Origin of the sequence: Streptomyces sp. NPDC090798 (assembly GCF_044768965.1) — a bacterium.
Classification (GTDB): domain Bacteria; phylum Actinomycetota; class Actinomycetes; order Streptomycetales; family Streptomycetaceae; genus Streptomyces.
The window spans coordinates 1-15,737 of record NZ_JBIVXA010000021.1; the positions used below are offsets into that span (position 1 = coordinate 1).

Sequence of the window (15,737 nt, forward strand, 5' to 3'; positions counted from 1 at the left end):
CACCCGACCCAACCGCTCCACCAAACCCACCGCGGTCACCCGATCAAACAAATCCACCGCAAACGTCAACTCAACATCGACACCCTCCGCATCGAAGGCGAAGTTGAATTCCAGGTCGAAGCGGGCGTCGTCCGCTGCGGGCGTCTCGACGCGGGTGGCGAGTCCCGGAGCCTCGAACCGGGGCTCTGCTCCTTCGGCCAGTCCCACGCAGACCTGGAAGAGGGGGTTGCGGGCCAGGACGCGCGGGGGGTTGACGGCCTCGACGACCTGCTCGAACGGCACGTCCTGGTGCGCCAACGCGGCCAGGCCCGTCTCCCGCACCCGGCCGAGCAGTTCCTCGAACGTGGGATCACCCGACACGTCCGTCCGCAGCACCACCGTGTTCACGAAGAACCCGACCAGCTCGTCCAGCGCCTCGTCCGAACGACCCGCCACCACCGTGCCCAGCGGAACATCGACCCCCGCCCCCATCCGATGCAGCAACACGGCAACCGCCGCCTGCAACACCATGAACGGAGTACAACCCAACCGCCGCGCCAGCCCCTCGACCCCCGAACGCAGCTCCCCACCCCACCGCACCGACACCGAGTCACCCACGAACGACGCCACCGCCGGCCGCGGCCGGTCGTACGGCAACGCCAACTCCTCCGGCGCACCCGCCAACGCCTCACGCCAGAACGCCAGCTGACCCCCACCGACCTGCTCCAACAACTCCTGCTGCCACAGCGCGTAGTCCGCGTACTGCACCGGCAACTCCGCCCACCGCGGCACATCACCCGCACACCGCGCCCGATACGCGGTGCCGAGGTCCTTCAGCAGAGGACCGGTCGACCATCCATCGGTGGCGATGTGATGCATCACCAGCAGCAACACATGCGAGGCGTCATCCACCCGGAACAGCACCGCACGCACCGGAATCTCAGCACCCAGGTCGAAAACCCAGGAACCCGCACCGGCAATCTCCTCCTCCAGCCGGGCCGCGGAGACCTCCCGCACCTCGAACCCGGGCCGCGCCCCCTCCAGCACGACCTGGACCGGCTCGCCCCCCTGCTCCCGGAACACCGTCCGCAGACTCTCGTGCCGGCCCACCACATCCGCCAGCGCGCCCTCCAGCGCCACCACGTCCAGCAGCCCCGAGAACCGCACCACCAACGGCACGTTGTACGTCCCCGACGCACCCTCCACACGCGACAGGAACCACAGCCGCCGCTGCGCAAACGACAAAGGAACGACAGGATTCTCCACGGCTTCTCTCTCAGAGGTATGGGCCGAGCTGTGCCGGCGCAGAGGGTTGCGTTGGCGTAGGGGAAGCGGGGTCAGTCGACGGGCCGGGCCCAGCGCAGGCCGTCGGGAGAGCCGATCAGGCCGCCCGCGAAGAGCGGGGCCTCGCTCTCGTACTCACTGCCGAAGGCCGCCTGGGCCTGCACCTCGACGCTCTGGTCCATGAGGTTGCCGATGACCTCGGACTTGTAGAGCGGGAGGGCGTCGTCGCCGCCGTTCGCGCTGACGATGTTGGCGCCGCTGTCCAGCGCTTCGGCGGCCTTCTGCAGCCTCTCCCGCGTCGCGTCGGCGTTGACGAAGGCGGTCTCGCCGGAGGCGACGCCGCCGACCAGGTCGAGGAAGCACTCGAGCTCGGAGTCCGAGGTCCGATTGACCTTCTTCGCGGACCAGTAGTACGAGTCGATGTCGGTGTGGGTCTCGTAGAACGAGACCAGGAACTCGTAGAAGACGTGGTACTCGCGGCGGTAGCGCTTCTCGAACTCCTCGAAGCAGGTCTCCTCGTCGAACTCGCCGGCGAGCACGCTGTTGATCGAGCGGGCGGCGAGCAGCGCGCTGTAAGTGGCCAGGTGGACACCGGAGGAGAACACCGGGTCGATGAAGCAGGCCGCGTCCCCGATCAGAGCCATGCCGGGCTTCCAGAACCGGGTGTTCAGGTACGAGTAGTCCTTGCGGACCCGGACCTCGCCGTACGTGCCCTCGGTGACCCTCTTGACGCCGTCCAGCATCTTGGAGATGCGAGGGGCCTTGGCGATCAGCTTCTCCAGCGCCTGGACCTGGTCGCCCTGGACCTCGGAGGCCCTGTCACGGCTCACGACCGCGCCGACGCTGGTCAGGTTGTCGGCGAGCGGGATGTACCAGAACCAGCCGTCACTGAAGGCCTCGCAGAAGATGTTGCCCCTGTTCGGTTCGGGAAGACGCTCGCCGCCCTCGAAGTAGCCGAAGAGGGCGATGTTGCGGAAGAAGTCGGAGTAGACGCGCTCGCCGCCGACGTGGTTGTTGATCCGGCTGCGGTTGCCGGAGGCGTCGATGACGTAACGGGCGTGCGCGATGCGCCTGGTGCCGTGCTCGTCGGTGTACTCCACGCCCGAGACCCGGTCACCGGTCTCCAGGACCTTGGTGACGGCGCACTCCTCGCGGACGTCCACGCCGAGCTTGGCCGCGTGCTTCAGCAGGATGTCGTCGAACTTCATCCGCTCGACCTGGTAGGCCTTGGAGGTCGGGCCGGCCAGCTTGGGCGAGAGGGCGAAGACGAAGGACCAGGGCTCCGGGCTGCTGCCCCAGCGGAAGGTGCCGCCGGCCTTGGGGGTGAAACCCTGGGCGTCGATCTCGTCGGAGACACCGAGGAGGCCGCAGACCCCGTGGACGGTGGCCGGCAGCAACGACTCGCCGATCTGGTAGCGGGGGAACTTCTCCTTCTCGAGCAACAGCACTCGGTGCCCCTGCTTGACGATCAGTCCGGCGGCCGAGGACCCGCCGGGGCCTCCGCCGACCACTACAACGTCGAAGGTCTCTTCAACGGACGTGCTCACGTCGTCCAACTCCCGTCGTCTGGGCATGCATCGATGCCCCCGGTTGCCGGGGTCGCGGGCCGGGGTGCGGTGGGAAGAATGCGGCTTTTCTGGTTGGAGGCCGGATGCGGGCGCTCCCCGGAGTGTTGTGCGTGACGCGAGTTCCGGAGCTGCTCCGCCTGCCGACTGGCTCGTTCCATCGTGTGGCGTGGCCGATCTATGGTCAAGACTTCTTGTCCATTTGCCGGTCAAGGCGCCTTGACCATTGCCTCGACCATGATCGACGGCTCTTGCGCGAGCCACAAGGGTGACGCGAATACGCCCAAGAGGTGAGCGCGAGTGGCTTGTTGAGCACCGCGCGGGCGACTGCCGAGAAGCGACGGCCCAAGCGTCGGGAGTGCTGGAAGGAGGCGCCCCGCAGCCACAGGGCGCCGACCGGGACGATGCCCTGTCGGCGCCCTGTGACTGCGGCGTGGTTGCGGCGTGGCTACGGCGTGGTCGCGGCCTACTGGTCGCTCTGCTTGACGCGTTTGCGCAGCTGATGACTGAACTGCCCCCAGGTGGAGGCCATGTCCCGGGCGAGGTCGGCCATCGTGCCGGCGCAGTGCGGCGGTATGGCGTCCAGGAAGACCTCCAGCTCCTCCGCCTCCACCACTCGAGCCAGCAGCAGCCGCAGCAGGGCACGGCCGGACTCGGTGAACCGGAGAGAGGGATCGGCTGCCAGCGACTTGACGGCGAGCTTGGCCTGACGGGACGCCACAGAGGCTGACGTCGGCGCTGACGGGACGACCGGCCGGGCCTGCCCCCGAGGCTCGGTGCCCGGCTCCCGCTCTCCGCCTCCGCCGACCGACTCCTGCGGAGCGGCCTGCTCTTCCAGCCGGCGCCGCGCCTGGTAGGCGGTGCTCACGGACACGCCGGCGATGGCCGCGATCTCGCGCAGCGTGGCGTCCGGGCGCTGGGCGACCACGTCGGCCACCACCTGGCGTCGGCGGGCCGCGTCCATCGGGTGCGCGCGACCGTCGGCGCCGATGCGGGTGTTCGACTGAGGAATTTCCTCACTCGAACGATGGCGGATGGCGCCGACCGTCTTGGGCGACAGCCCGGTCACGGCGGCGACGGCCCGGTCGGAGAGCCGGGCATGGGTACCCATCAGCCGGGCGGCGGCATGCTTGCGCTCCTGCAGGCTGAGCGGCAGACCATGGGTCACGTTCAACCGGACCGACTGGAGGAAGAGTTCACTCTCGTCGCCGTCGAAGAACGTGACCTCGATGGTCTCCTCGCCGCGGGCGATGGCCGCGTTCAGGCGGTGCATCCCGTCGATCACGCGCAGCGTGGCTCGGTGCACGAGCACTGGCGGCAGGGCGGATTCCGCCTCCGCGAGCAGCCGCACATGGGCCTGATCGACCCCGTTGGCGCGGGGCGAGTCGGCGGGCAACAGCGCGCCGACCGGCAGCCGCACGGACTCGCCGCCCAGAGGGCGCTCGACCACTCGGGTCGACTGTCGTACGGTGCCGACCGGCGGGCGCTTTCGCAGGTCGACTGCCTGATTCGGGACATACTGGTCCATCACTCTTCCCCCTATAAACCACGACAATCCGACCCGCCCCGTTTTTCACGGCCCTTGTCAGCGGGGAATCCGCGATCAAGAGGAAGCAGCGAGTCATGATCCCGTCAGTGCATCACCGTGCCATGTTCCCTCCGATTACGCGTAGACCGCATCGCGGAATCGACTTCACGGAAACGGCCGGCCGCCGGCTTCACAGAAACGGTTGATAACCTCTGGCGCCCATCAGTGCGCTCCCGCCCTGACAGGAGTGTGTGGTGCGCCAGGACCGTCAATCATTCAACTTGCCTGCCATCCCGGTTCGTGCTTCTCGATGAAGGCGAGCGGACCCTCCACACCCGGTCAGCAGACGACCGAGAGCCGCCTTCCGCGGCAGGTGCCGGGTGAGGCGGAACGCTCCTCCAGCCCCTGCCATCAGGCCGAGCCTGGCCTCGGGCAGGGCGAAGACGGCGTCATCGGAGGCGATCAACAAGGCGCAGGCCAGGGCGAGTTCGAAACCGTCACCCACAGTTCGCCGTCGGACTCGAAGTCGTCCCGGACCTCGGCGAGTTCCTCGTGCACACGAAGATCCATCGCGTTGAGGACCTCCGGCCGGTTCATGGCGGTTCGGGCGACATGACCGTCTTACTCAAACATCACCTTGGACTTCCGCGGCATGGCGTGACAAAGACCTCACAGTCGACGGGAGGGGAAAGCGGTCGGGAAGTTCCGCGTCTCAGGAATGCCGCTTCCACGGTCGCAGCAGGAAAGAACCCGACGCAACGCACGCCGGACCCACGACGGCCATAAATGATGCAGGTTTCAATATTCCCGCACTCAACAAATGCTGGCGGAAAGGGCGGCCTTCCGGAAGCAGATCAAGAAGGCAGACGCACGAATGCCGCCAGCGAGCCGCACGGAGCCCAGCCGAGGAACGTGTAGAGCGCCCGGCCCTCCTCGGTCGCGCTGAGTACCGCGGTGCGGGCGCCGGAGGCGAGAGCGGCCTCGGTCAGGGCATGCATCACCAGGGTTCCCAGGCCGCGGCGTTGATGTGCGGGGTAGGTGGCGACCCGGTCGACCACGGCCACCGCCCCGTCGACCGCCACGTAGCCGGCGGCCGCGGTCTCTCCCTCGGCGGTGCACACCCGGACGTGGGTGACAGCACCGTCGGTGACGGCGGCCGTCTCGTAGCCGTTCGGCACCCGGGCGGTGGACCGGCGCAGGGAGGTGGTCATCAGCAACTCGGTGTCCCGGAACTGCCATTCGGGCCCGAGCAGGACCGAGGCACGCTCGGGGGCGAGGAAGGTCAGGATCCGGGAAGTCGGTTCAGCGGCCTGCTCGGCGACGGCGAGCAGGGCGGCGTCGCCGGTGCGCAGGAGAACGTACCGGGCTCGCTCCCGCGGCCGCCCCACATCGACGCGCATCCCCCACGGCAGCTCGACCGGCACCGGGCTGCGCCGGGCGACTGCCAGGCCCACCACCCAACTGCGCGTCAGTTCCGGCACCATCCGCTTCCTTCCTCCCGAGGCTGTGATCGCTCAAGTACGCTACCGGCAACGCACAGCGATCACCCCATCGCCGACTTCGTCTCCGGCCCGCACACCTTGCCGGTGGTCTTCATCCGCCAGGACGCGCCGCTCAAGACCGCGCAGGCCGGAATCCTCGTCCGCCTTTTCGGCGAGCGAGCACATGCGATCCTTGGCGACACCGCCCGCCAGGGCCAGGTCGCGCTCCCGAGTGAAGTTTCCGGTCTGGCCGCTGACCGCGATTCGCTCGAGGAGACAGGCGTTCGTGGGGCGCACGGGAACACGCCCGTGCGGCCGTCGCGGGAGCGCGCCGGACGGCCGGCGCGCTCCAGGGCCTGCCAGGCCGTCTCGAGGATCAACCGCCGCTACGGGTCCGTCAGTTCGGCTTCGGCCGTGGTGATGCCGAAGAACCCGGCGTCAAAGAGGTCGAACTCCTTCAACGGGTAATCCCTCGCGGCTAGCCGATCGAGCCTCCCGCGTGGGGAGAACACGCGGGCTGCTGGGCAGCGCGCGGCGCCTGGTCAGTCCATGTCGTGCAAGCGGGCGCGCTCCTGCACCTGCCTGGCGAAGATCTCCCAGTTCCGGGCAACGCGTTGGGCGATTTCGGCCATGGTCTGGGAACAGTGCGGAGGCACCGTACCAACGAAATGTTCCAGGTCTTCCGCCGAGACCGAGCGGGCGATGAGCAGGCGGAGCAGAGAACGCCCGGATTCCGTGAAGCGGAGCGAGGGATCGGCCATCAAAACCTTGATATCCGACTTAATGGTGTCGCCGGTGGCCGTGCGGCCGGGGGACGCCGAAGCCAGGGTGCCGACGGCTTCTTCGCGCAGTCGACGCTTGGCCTCGTACGCGGTGCTCACGGCGACGCCGGCGAGCTTCGCGACCTCGCGCACCGAGGCGTCGGGGTGTTCCTCCAGAACCGCTGCGACAATCTCGCGTCGCCTACCGGAATCGGCGGGGCGCACGTGCCCGTCAAATCCCACCCGCCTGTTCGGCTGAGCATTTCCCTCAGCCGAACCCGCGCGGATGCTCCCCACCGTTTTGGGGGACAGCCCCGCCACCCGGGCCAGAGCCCGGTCGGACAAGTGGGGGTGCGTCCTCAGCAGCCGCCCCGCCGCGCCTTTGCGCTCCCGGAGGGAAAGTGGCAACCCGTGCCGGACATTGACACGCACCGCGTGCAGGAAGATGTCGGACTCGGCGCCGTCGAAGAACTCCACCGCGATGGTGTCATTGCCACGGAGGAGGGCCGCCCGCAGCCGGTGCGCACCGTCGACCAGGCGCATGGTGGCCCTGTGGACCAGGACAGGTGGTAATTCATCGGCCGCCTCGGCCAGAAGGCGTACGCGCTCGTCGTCAGGCTCCCCGAAACGGGGAGAATCAGCACATCGGATCGAAACGATGGGGACGCGGACGACCTGGTCGGAAGATTCGACTACAGTTATGGCTTGTCGGGTTTCCACGAAATCCCCTACTCCCATGCGGGTCACGCATGGTGGATAGACATCGAGGTAAGGAGAAATTCGGCGAATTAGGTGCTCAGCCGAAAGACGTGAGAGAAAGAATCGCCAATTCAATGTTCCAGAAAATCCTGACGGCCTCGCCGCCAGAACGGGGTGTACACACCCGTGAATTACGCACATCGGCTACCCCCCGTAAAGACTTGAGCCGACCCGAAGACGGCTCCATCCTGCCCGTTCGAACAAGCAAGCCACAAGCTTGTCCCTTGACCTTGACCTTCTCTTTAGCCGGAGGATCTGGTAATTACGCAGGACCTCTGCGAAAACGACCACGCCGACGTCCAGCCATCTCACAAAGCGAACGATTCCTTCTCACTATGTGACTCCAAGCCTCGTCGTTCTGGCCGGACTCGCCTCCATCACCCTCTCCTGACCTCAGCGCCTTGCCGTCGCTCTCGGCGGAGACGAGCACGGCCGGCCGTTTCCCGGCAACCCCAACTTGGGCTCTCCAGCGGCTTCTTCCTGGTCGGACTTCGGTTGACCCTCGACCTTGTGGAGGGCTCAGAGTTCCGGGCGTGGAGAGCGAGATGCGCAGTATTGGTGAGATGGCCCGGGACAGCGGGCTGGGCGTGAGCGCCCTGCGGTTCTACGACCGTGCCGGTGTGGTGGTCCCTGCCTGGGTGGATCCGGTGAGCGGCTACCGCTGGTACGGCCCCGAGCAGCTGGAAGAGGCCAGGTTGCTGGCGCGGTTGCGCCGGGCCGGAATGCCGTTGGCGGACATTCGGCTGGTGCTGGCCAGCTGGTCCAGTGCGGACACCGACCTGGTGCGGAAGCTGCTTCAGGCCCATCTGCGCCGTCTCGAATCGGGGCTGTCCGAGGCCCGCAGTGAGTTCTCCACACTCCGAGCACTACTCGAACGCAGGGAGAAACCCATGACTTCGCTCCGCACCGTCCCCGTACGGCTGACCGTCTCCACACCTGAGCTGGCCGCCGCGCTGGACGCGGTCCGCTTTGCCGCCGGCACGGACCCGGAGCTGCCGATGCTCGGCGGTGTCCTGTTCGACATCGAGGGCGGGGTCCTTCATGTCGTGGCCACCGACCGGTACCGGATGGCTGTGGCGCAAGCCGACACCACCGGTCACGGCGGGCCCCGTGAGCAGGTCATCGTGCCGCTCCCACTCGCCGACGCGATGCGGGCGCTGTTGAGTGGCGAGGAATCCGTCCAACTCTCCGTGGACGGTGACCGCGTGTCGCTGGAGACCAGGGACCGTCAGACGGCCGGTCCGTGCCTCGATCACGACTTCCCCGATTACCGACGCCTCGTCCACTTGCCGGCCGGGCGCCGCGCGCTCGTCGATGTGCCGGCATTCCGGGAGGCGGTGGAGACCGGGCCCGTCCGCGCAGGCGAGGTACGCAAGCAGGACGGCATGGCCTGCGACCTCAGCGTGCTCAAGGTGATGGCCGACGGCACAGTGACCGTCTGCGAGGACGGTGACGACGACCCGGACCACGTCGCCGTCAACCGCGAGTTCCTGCTGCACGCGCTCGCCGCCGGTGCCAGAGATCAACTGATTCTGGAGTTCGGGGCCCCTACGGCGCCCATCGCGATCCGCCGGCCCGACGACGAGGACACGTTCTCGGTACTGATGCCGGTCCATCTGGAGAACTGACCACAGGACAACCACGCGACACGCGCGCCATGTCGCCGGGGGTGGCCCGATCGCTCCGTCGGAGTAGTACGGGGCGGACGCCCAGCAAAGGTGCGACGTGTGGGCAGAACTCCGTCCCCAGGAAGTCCGCCCAGGTGGGCCGGGTCTGGTGTTACTCGGCATGCGCGAGCCTGCCGGACTGGCAGCGCACACGCTGCCTCGCCGCGCCCACCCCGAAGTCGGCGGCGTCGCCGAGACCGGATCCGAGGCCACGCGAAGTGGCCTGGCCCTTCAGCTGGTTGCGTCCGGCCCATGCGGCGAGGTCATCCTTGGCCGTATGACTGGGCTCAGCCCGTCAGGGTGGACTTCGTGCCGGACGGGCTGACGGCGTACCACAGGCTCCCCTTGGCCTGGCCGTTCGTCTGTCCGGCCTGTGTGTCGCCCGTGTACCGGTACAGCGGCCAGCCGCCGAGGGTGAGCTGTTTCATGCCGTTCCGGTGGACCGTGCCGAGAAGACTCTTCTCAACACCCTTGGTCTGTACGGCGTCCTGCACGATGACGGGCATCCACGTTTTCGTGCACTCACCGGCGCACGTCCACTTGGACGGAGTCGCCTGGTCCTTGTCGTAGCGGTAGAGGGTCATCCCTTTGTCGTCGGTCACCACGCTGCCCACGCCCTTGACCGCCCGGGCCGTCACCATGGTGGTCGTGGCCATGTGCCCGCCGCCGGAGTCACCGCTGCCGGCCGGTGCGGAGGTCGCGGTCTCCGAGGCGGTCGGGGCTGAGGTCACGGGCTCCGAGGCGGCCGTCGCGACCGGAACGGCGCTGCCGGGGTTCGTGGCGGTGGAGGCCTTTTCCGTCGAGCTGCCGCACGCCGCCAGAAGGAACGCGGAGGCGAGCCCTGCGGCCGAGAGGAGGACGATGCGTCGCTGGATCACGGAGTTTCCCTTCGCCGGTCGTTCTACTTACTCTCTTAGTACGTTGGGCAACTCCCGCCCGCTCAGCCATCGGTGGCACATGGCGAAGCCTTGACCGACGGCGACGGAGAACTCAGAAAGCTCAGGCGGAGAACTCAGGAAGCTCGGTTGGCGCTCAGGTTGATGGCCCTGGCGGCCCACCAGGTCCGCGGCTTCCCGGTGGCGCGTCCGTGCGCGGCGGGCTCGTACGAGAGGGAGGACAAGCCCGCGGTGAGGGCGGGCGCGCACGAGCGGGTGCGGAGCGACGAAACCGACGGCCGCCGTGCAGCCGACCAGGAGTCTGGGCGGCGTTCACGCCTTCGTCTGTCGGCCCACGTTTCGCAGAGCCCTGCGCAGCGAGGCCACTTCTTCCTCCGACAGGTTCTCCACGAAGTGGAGCAGCGCGGCCGATCGGTCCTTGCTCTCCCCCAGGCCGTCCTCCATGAGCGCGGCGGCGTAGGCCTCCCGGCCGCGGACCGGCGCGTACAGCCAGGCGCGCCCCTGCTTGCCCCGCAGCAGCCAGCCCTTCGTGTACAGGATGTTGGTGACGGTCATCACCGTGGTGTACGCGATGGGGCGGGTCTTGTTGATGTCGTCGACGACCTCACGCACTGTTGCCGGACGGTCCCACGTCCAGAGGCGATCCATGATCTCCGCCTCCAGATCCCCCAGCCGCCGCATGGCCCGACTTCCTCTCGCCGCCGAGTACGTAGCGCCATAGTAGACGGCTGACCTGTCGCGCTGCCGTGCGCGGAGGGAGAGGGCACGACCGGAGACGGTGACGTACCGGGGCCGAGTCCACGCAGCGTGCCCCGGCCGATGTGCGCGGCCGACTTCCTGGCCATGGGCCAGAAGTCGGCGACGAGCAACTGCCCGCCCGGGCGCAGCCCAGGTTCGGTCAGCAGAGCGCCGGTGCCCTCCCGCCCCGACAGCCCCCGGCCCAGCGACTCCCGCGGTGTGGGCACTGATCAGGTCGCTTGAGCGCGTCCGGCCGACGGCCCCAGTACCGTGGCCACCCGTGTCGACATCTGAGTTACTTGGCTGCGCGCATCAGCAGATGGCCATGGCGGGACCGGCGTTCCGCCTCGCGCGGCTCACGCAGCATCCGGCCGACCTCGACGAACCCGGCTTCGCCGGCCAGCCCCGCGAGGTCGTCGATCGGCCATCGGTACGCTGTCACCACTTTGTGGTCGAACGCCGTGACCGGCTCGCCCTCCGACTCGAAGAACGCGACCAGGAGGTGTCCGTCAGGTGCGAGTGTCCGCCGGAACTCGGCGAAGTACGAGGGCAGGTCCTGCGGTGGGGTGTGGATGACCGAATAGTAGGAGACGATGCCGTTCAGCTTGCCGTCGGCCAGGTCCAGGGCGTCCATGGAGCCGACCTCGAACCGCAGGTCCGGGTATGCCTCGCGGGCGAGATCGACCATCACGGGCGACAGGTCGACGCCGAAGACATCGAGCCCCAGGTCGCGCAGGTGCGCGGTGACACGTCCGGGGCCGCATCCCAGCTCCGCGACGGGCCCGGCACCGGTGGTCCGTACGAGGTCGGCGAACGCGGCGAGCATCGCGCGATCCAGCGGAAGAGCGTCGAGATCATTACGGAAGAGTTCGGCGTAACGGACCGCGACGGCGTCGTAGGCGTCCGCTGTCGCACCGAGGTGCGAGGAGGGTCCAGTCACAGAGGAGGGTTCAGTCACGGGCAAGAACACTAGCTCGTCGCGCGGCGCCATCTCCTCGGCGGTGGGCCGGAGTTGGCAGTAGCCCTGTGCCATGCGGGGGGACGGGGGCGGCGATGCCCAGGCGGCGGCCTTGCCGTGCGGGATCGGCGGTCGGCCAGGGCCTGTCCGGCTCCGGGCTGTTGGGTGCGGTGATGGCGGAGAGCCGGCAGGGCCAGGAGGACGCCCAGGACGAGCGCGGCGGCGACGCGCAGGATGCCGCCGAAGCCGAGGCCGGTCAGCGCGCCGGTGAGCCGCGGGCCCAGGCCGGCGCCGATGAACATGCCGCATCCGTAGAGGGCGACGGCCGCGCCACGGGCGTGCGGGGCAGTGGCGTTGATGGTCTCGACGACGGCGAAAGGGCGCTCAGGTGGCCGGGGTGTTCAGCACGTACTCGCGCGAGGCGTGCACCTCGCCGCGCAGGGCGGCCAGGTCGACGTCGAGGACCTGGCCGTTCCACTTGCGGGGCTCGCCGTTGATGAGGACGGCGGTGATGTTGCGGGCGTCGGAGCCCAGCACGAGGGTGCCGATGGGATCGTTGAGGGGCATGTTGTTGAGGTCCTCGGCCTGGACGACCAGCAGGTCGGCCTTCTTGCCAGGGGTGAGTGAACCGGTGACGCCAGCCAGGCCGTTGGTACGGGCACCCTGGAGGGTGGCGAAGTCCAGGACGTCGTGCGTGGTGATGCGGGAGAGATCGCCACCGGATCCGTAGGCGGCGTTGACCGCGCGCATCCGCTGGATGGCGTGCAGGGCCCGCATCTGCGTGAACATGTCGCTGGCCAGGGCGACTTCGACGTCGATGCTCAGGCCGGGACGGATGCCGACAGCGAGTGCCTCGTCGACGGCGGGGACCGCGGTCTCCAGGCCGATCTGCGCGTCGGACGTGGGGGCGAGCGCCACGGTGGTGCCGGTGTCCCCCATCACCTTCCATGCCTCGGAGGTCAGTCCGGTGGAGTGGATGAGGGTGACGTCGGGGCTGAGAACACCGTCCTCGGCCCAGCGCAGGACCGCTTCGGAGGAGGACGTGCCGAAGACGGCGTCCACGCTCACTCCGATACCCAAGTCCTTTGCCACACACGCGAGTTCGGGGCCATAGGCGAGGGCCGGTCCGGCGATCTCGTCGGTGGCCAGGGTCGCCAGGCGCAGCGTGAGCAACTGGTCGTCGCTGCTGAAGTACCGGTCCTTGATACGGGTCAGGTCGCCGGGCCACTGCCGGTCCCACACGCCGAAGTGCGGGCCCATGGAGGCGTGCACGCCGCGTATGCCGGTGGCGACGAGGGCCTCGATCGCGGCGTCGGAGTGCTCGCGGGTGCGGGAGTTGTGGGAGAAGTCGAGCATGGTCGTGATGCCGCTGTCGATCGCGGTCAGGGCGGCCAGCCGGGTGCCGACGTACATGTCCTCGGGCCGGTAGACCGTGGCGTAGCCGGCCAGGGTGGCCATGACGTAACCGCCGAGGTCGTCGACGTCCGGCATGATCCGGCGCAGCTGGGCCTCCCAGGCGTGCCGGTGGGTGTCGACGAAGCCGGGGGCGAGGATCGTGCCGGTGGCGTCGACGACCACGGCGTCGCCCGCGCTCAGGTCGGGCCCGAGGGCGGTGATCGTGTCGCCCTCGACGAGGAGGTCACCGCGGTCGATGACACCGAGGCCGGGGTCCATGGTGACGATGGTCGCGCCGGTGAACAGGATGCGCCGCCGGTCGGCGGGCCGGCGCCGGAGCTCTTCGAGCACGGCGGCACTGGTGGTGACATTGACGTTCATGAGGGGTCTTCCTTCCGTACGCCGGAGAGGGCTGGGGACGGGGCTGGGGGTGGGCCGCCGGGGAGGGCCAGGAGAGTCAGGGGTACGCCGGAGAGGGCCGGGAGAGTCGGCCGTACGCCGGAGAGGGCCGGGAGAGTGCGCCGGCCGGAGGGAAGGTCAGCCCAGCTTCATGACGTAGCCCGCGTGGTGGAGTTCGTCGCCCTGGAACTCTCCGTAGGCCCAGAAGCCGAGGTCGTCCAGGTAGTCGATGCGGTCGCCGTCGATCCAGTACCGGCCCTGGTAGGCGTGCGGGCGGCCGCCCCGGGTCTCGTCGTAGCGGCCGTCGGCGGTGAGCTCCTGGTGCAGGAAGTCGTTCTTGTCGACCCAGACGCCGGCGCGCGGGCTGCCGGTCAGGTCACCGGAGGCCGGGATGCCCGCCTCGGGGGCGGTGGCCCGGCCGGGGACGTCGGAGCCGGCCCACAGGACGGGCCGACCTGCCGCGACGAGTGCGCGGACCTGCTCCGGCCGGGTCATGAGGGTGGCCACCGCGCTCGGCACATCCGCGGCGAGCTCGTCGGGAACCACCAGGAAGTCGGGGGTGCTGCCCGGGGTCAGCGTCGCGACGTACTCCGAGCGGTGGCCACGGCCGCCGGCCAGCGCGACGGTGTCCACGACCGCGGGGGCGATGGCCATGCCGGTGCAGTCGACGACGATGGCGTTGTCGTCCTGTGCCGCGGTGACGATGGCGGGGCCGACCCCTACGACCAGGGAGCCGACGAACAGCAGGTCGGCGCCGGTCATGGTCCCGATCAACGGGTCCATCGTCAGGATGCGGGCGTTGGTGAACAGGACGGGACGCCCCTCGTCGTTCGAGAGGAACTCGTCGAGGGCCTTGGGGTTCCAGCTCACGGAGTCGGAGTCGGTCTCGGTGTCAGTCTCGGTCTCGGTCTCGGTCTCGGTCTCGGTCTCGGTGATGCTCATTGCATGCTCCCCAGTGGAGTCGGCGGCTGTTCGGCAGCTACCGCGGCTGCCTGACCACCAGGTTCGTCGCGCGGCGGAGTCGGAACCAGGCCGCCGTGTCCCCAGGTGTCGCGCACCCACGATCCGTCCCACCGCGTGCGACGGAGGAGGCATGGGGCGGTCTCGGACGGCCCGCGCCGCTGCCGTACCGCACGAAGGGCCCAGACGCTCGCGATGCTGGGTGCGCGGCACCCAGGAAGCCCTCACCTGGGGAGACGGCGGCCTGGCTGTCACCGGCCGCCGGGCGGACCGTAGAACCATGACCAGCAACGACACGCCCCGCGACCCACACCCGTACGTCGGGATGTGGGTGACCGCGGACGGCTTCATCCGCCAGGAACTGCTGCCGAACGGCCGCTACGACGAGGCCCGCGGCAACCGCCAGAGCGCCTACACCGGCAGCTACTCCGTCACCGGTGACCACCTCGACTACGTCGACGACACCGGCTTCACCGCGACCGGCGATGTCCGCGACGGCGTTCTCTTCCACGAGCACCTGGTGCTCTACCGCGAGGGCGACGAGCGCGCCCGGCGAGCCTGACCACGACCAGGATCCACAGTTCAGCCTCTGCACCCTCCGCACCTTGTTCAGCCCTGGACCAGCGGCCGACGCGGTAAGAGCGACGACTCGCCGCGCCGGCCGCCTCACGGTCAACGGTGCTCCGCATCGGCAACTGGTCGTCTACCAGTTGCCGCGTACGTCGTCCAGGGCGTGGCCCAGGACGAAGGCGGGCGTGTCGCTCCAGGTGTCGAGGAGCCGCCTCACCACGCTCCAGCTTCGTCACCGGCGCGGGTGTGGCCGCCGGCGGAGGCTTCACCGCCGTCTGACCGACCAGCCGATCGCACAGCTCTGGCCTCCTCCCCCGGCCCGACCGGACCGCCCGTGGACACCGTGGACAGCCCCACACCGTCCTTCACCGCGGTGCCCATACTGTCCATCAGCCACTCGGCCTCCGCCTCCGTGGCAGTGGGCGGTACCACCAGCAGGTCCCACCGGCCGCGGCCGGGCGTCAGCAGGCAGACGGTGGACGGGGTGTGCTGGGTGTTCGTCCGGCGCAGGCGTACCACCTGGTCCGCGACGAGCAGCCGAACCGGGAACGGGGACCATACGGCCCCGTCCACCAGAACGCTGCTGACCCGCCCCCAGGCCTGCGGCAGTCCGCCCAGCAGCCAGGGGAGTTCGGACGTCAGATCGGGCGAACGGGGCCACCATGCGCCGTCGATGCGACGAGGTATGTGGCCCTGTGCCGGCTGGTCCACCAGGCGCAGGCGCACAGCGGACGATGAGGAGAGCGGGGGCGGCGGGGCGAGTGTCATGAGAACTCCTGAAGCTGACGCGGCCGGTC

16 protein-coding genes are annotated in these 15,737 nt (G+C 69.0%); 2 read left to right on the forward strand and 14 right to left on the reverse strand.

Going from position 1 to position 15,737, the window contains the following annotated elements:
- The 7 genes from ACIQTP_RS34885 to ACIQTP_RS34915 all read right to left on the reverse strand — a co-directional run.
- On the reverse strand, positions 1 to 1,245 hold a 1,245-nt coding region (locus tag ACIQTP_RS34885; RefSeq protein ID WP_403407548.1), incomplete at its 3' end, for a condensation domain-containing protein.
- Between the two features lie 71 nt (positions 1,246 to 1,316).
- Positions 1,317 to 2,810, reverse strand: coding sequence for a tryptophan 7-halogenase (locus ACIQTP_RS34890; RefSeq protein WP_403407550.1), 1,494 nt, complete (start codon positions 2,808 to 2,810; stop codon positions 1,317 to 1,319).
- Between the two features lie 484 nt (positions 2,811 to 3,294).
- Positions 3,295 to 4,278 carry a ParB/RepB/Spo0J family partition protein gene (locus ACIQTP_RS34895; RefSeq protein WP_403407552.1) on the reverse strand — a complete coding sequence of 328 codons (984 nt, stop codon included), beginning with the start codon at positions 4,276 to 4,278 and terminating at the stop codon, positions 3,295 to 3,297.
- A 346-nt stretch (positions 4,279 to 4,624) separates the two neighbouring features.
- The gene (locus ACIQTP_RS34900) at positions 4,625 to 4,861 is read right to left on the reverse strand and encodes an enoyl-CoA hydratase-related protein (protein WP_403407554.1); all 237 of its coding nucleotides are present in this window, start codon (positions 4,859 to 4,861) and stop codon (positions 4,625 to 4,627) included.
- A gap of 349 nt (positions 4,862 to 5,210) precedes the next feature.
- Complete coding sequence (locus ACIQTP_RS34905; protein WP_403407556.1) at positions 5,211 to 5,840, reverse strand: GNAT family N-acetyltransferase; 630 nt, start codon at positions 5,838 to 5,840, stop codon at positions 5,211 to 5,213.
- A 39-nt stretch (positions 5,841 to 5,879) separates the two neighbouring features.
- Positions 5,880 to 6,134 carry a hypothetical protein gene (locus ACIQTP_RS34910; protein WP_403407557.1) on the reverse strand — a complete coding sequence of 85 codons (255 nt, stop codon included), beginning with the start codon at positions 6,132 to 6,134 and terminating at the stop codon, positions 5,880 to 5,882.
- 245 nt (positions 6,135 to 6,379) lie between these two features.
- The gene (locus tag ACIQTP_RS34915) at positions 6,380 to 7,141 is read right to left on the reverse strand and encodes a transcriptional regulator (RefSeq protein ID WP_403407559.1); all 762 of its coding nucleotides are present in this window, start codon (positions 7,139 to 7,141) and stop codon (positions 6,380 to 6,382) included.
- A 761-nt stretch (positions 7,142 to 7,902) separates the two neighbouring features.
- Between ACIQTP_RS34915 and ACIQTP_RS34920 the strand changes: the two genes are divergently transcribed.
- Positions 7,903 to 8,985, forward strand: a complete 1,083-nt coding sequence (locus tag ACIQTP_RS34920; RefSeq protein ID WP_403407561.1) for a MerR family transcriptional regulator — start codon at positions 7,903 to 7,905, stop codon at positions 8,983 to 8,985.
- A gap of 326 nt (positions 8,986 to 9,311) precedes the next feature.
- Here the strand turns inward: ACIQTP_RS34920 and ACIQTP_RS34925 are convergent, their stop codons facing one another.
- The 6 genes from ACIQTP_RS34925 to ACIQTP_RS34950 form a co-directional block, all read right to left on the reverse strand.
- Complete coding sequence (locus ACIQTP_RS34925; RefSeq protein ID WP_403407563.1) at positions 9,312 to 9,902, reverse strand: hypothetical protein; 591 nt, start codon at positions 9,900 to 9,902, stop codon at positions 9,312 to 9,314.
- 330 nt (positions 9,903 to 10,232) lie between these two features.
- A complete protein-coding gene (locus ACIQTP_RS34930; protein WP_403407564.1) occupies positions 10,233 to 10,601 on the reverse strand; it encodes a BlaI/MecI/CopY family transcriptional regulator in 369 nt (122 codons plus the stop codon).
- A 352-nt stretch (positions 10,602 to 10,953) separates the two neighbouring features.
- Positions 10,954 to 11,598 carry a class I SAM-dependent DNA methyltransferase gene (locus ACIQTP_RS34935; protein ID WP_403407566.1) on the reverse strand — a complete coding sequence of 215 codons (645 nt, stop codon included), beginning with the start codon at positions 11,596 to 11,598 and terminating at the stop codon, positions 10,954 to 10,956.
- Between the two features lie 29 nt (positions 11,599 to 11,627).
- Positions 11,628 to 11,918 carry a hypothetical protein gene (locus ACIQTP_RS34940; protein ID WP_403407567.1) on the reverse strand — a complete coding sequence of 97 codons (291 nt, stop codon included), beginning with the start codon at positions 11,916 to 11,918 and terminating at the stop codon, positions 11,628 to 11,630.
- Positions 11,919 to 12,000: 82 nt separating this feature from the next.
- On the reverse strand, positions 12,001 to 13,392 hold the full coding sequence (locus ACIQTP_RS34945; RefSeq protein ID WP_403407569.1) for an amidohydrolase family protein: 1,392 nt from the start codon (positions 13,390 to 13,392) through the stop codon (positions 12,001 to 12,003).
- A 156-nt stretch (positions 13,393 to 13,548) separates the two neighbouring features.
- On the reverse strand, positions 13,549 to 14,352 hold the full coding sequence (locus tag ACIQTP_RS34950) for an Atu4866 domain-containing protein (protein ID WP_403407571.1): 804 nt from the start codon (positions 14,350 to 14,352) through the stop codon (positions 13,549 to 13,551).
- Between the two features lie 298 nt (positions 14,353 to 14,650).
- Between ACIQTP_RS34950 and ACIQTP_RS34955 the strand changes: the two genes are divergently transcribed.
- A complete protein-coding gene (locus ACIQTP_RS34955) occupies positions 14,651 to 14,932 on the forward strand; it encodes an Atu4866 domain-containing protein (RefSeq protein ID WP_402044979.1) in 282 nt (93 codons plus the stop codon).
- Positions 14,933 to 15,153: 221 nt separating this feature from the next.
- Here the strand turns inward: ACIQTP_RS34955 and ACIQTP_RS34960 are convergent, their stop codons facing one another.
- On the reverse strand, positions 15,154 to 15,708 hold the full coding sequence (locus ACIQTP_RS34960; protein ID WP_403407573.1) for a DUF5994 family protein: 555 nt from the start codon (positions 15,706 to 15,708) through the stop codon (positions 15,154 to 15,156).
- Between the last annotated feature and the right edge of the window lie 29 nt (positions 15,709 to 15,737).

Coding starts and splice junctions, on each gene's coding strand:
- ACIQTP_RS34950 (WP_403407571.1), bottom strand. CDS start 14,352: ATGAGCATCACCGAGACCGAGACCGAGACCGAGACCGAGACCGAGACT.
- ACIQTP_RS34945 (WP_403407569.1), bottom strand. CDS start 13,392: ATGAACGTCAATGTCACCACCAGTGCCGCCGTGCTCGAAGAGCTCCGG.
- ACIQTP_RS34930 (WP_403407564.1), bottom strand. CDS start 10,601: ATGCGGCGGCTGGGGGATCTGGAGGCGGAGATCATGGATCGCCTCTGG.
- ACIQTP_RS34940 (WP_403407567.1), bottom strand. CDS start 11,918: ATGTTCATCGGCGCCGGCCTGGGCCCGCGGCTCACCGGCGCGCTGACC.
- ACIQTP_RS34905 (WP_403407556.1), bottom strand. CDS start 5,840: ATGGTGCCGGAACTGACGCGCAGTTGGGTGGTGGGCCTGGCAGTCGCC.
- ACIQTP_RS34915 (WP_403407559.1), bottom strand. CDS start 7,141: ATGCGCCTGGTCGACGGTGCGCACCGGCTGCGGGCGGCCCTCCTCCGT.
- ACIQTP_RS34960 (WP_403407573.1), bottom strand. CDS start 15,708: ATGACACTCGCCCCGCCGCCCCCGCTCTCCTCATCGTCCGCTGTGCGC.
- ACIQTP_RS34920 (WP_403407561.1), top strand. CDS start 7,903: ATGCGCAGTATTGGTGAGATGGCCCGGGACAGCGGGCTGGGCGTGAGC.
- ACIQTP_RS34955 (WP_402044979.1), top strand. CDS start 14,651: ATGACCAGCAACGACACGCCCCGCGACCCACACCCGTACGTCGGGATG.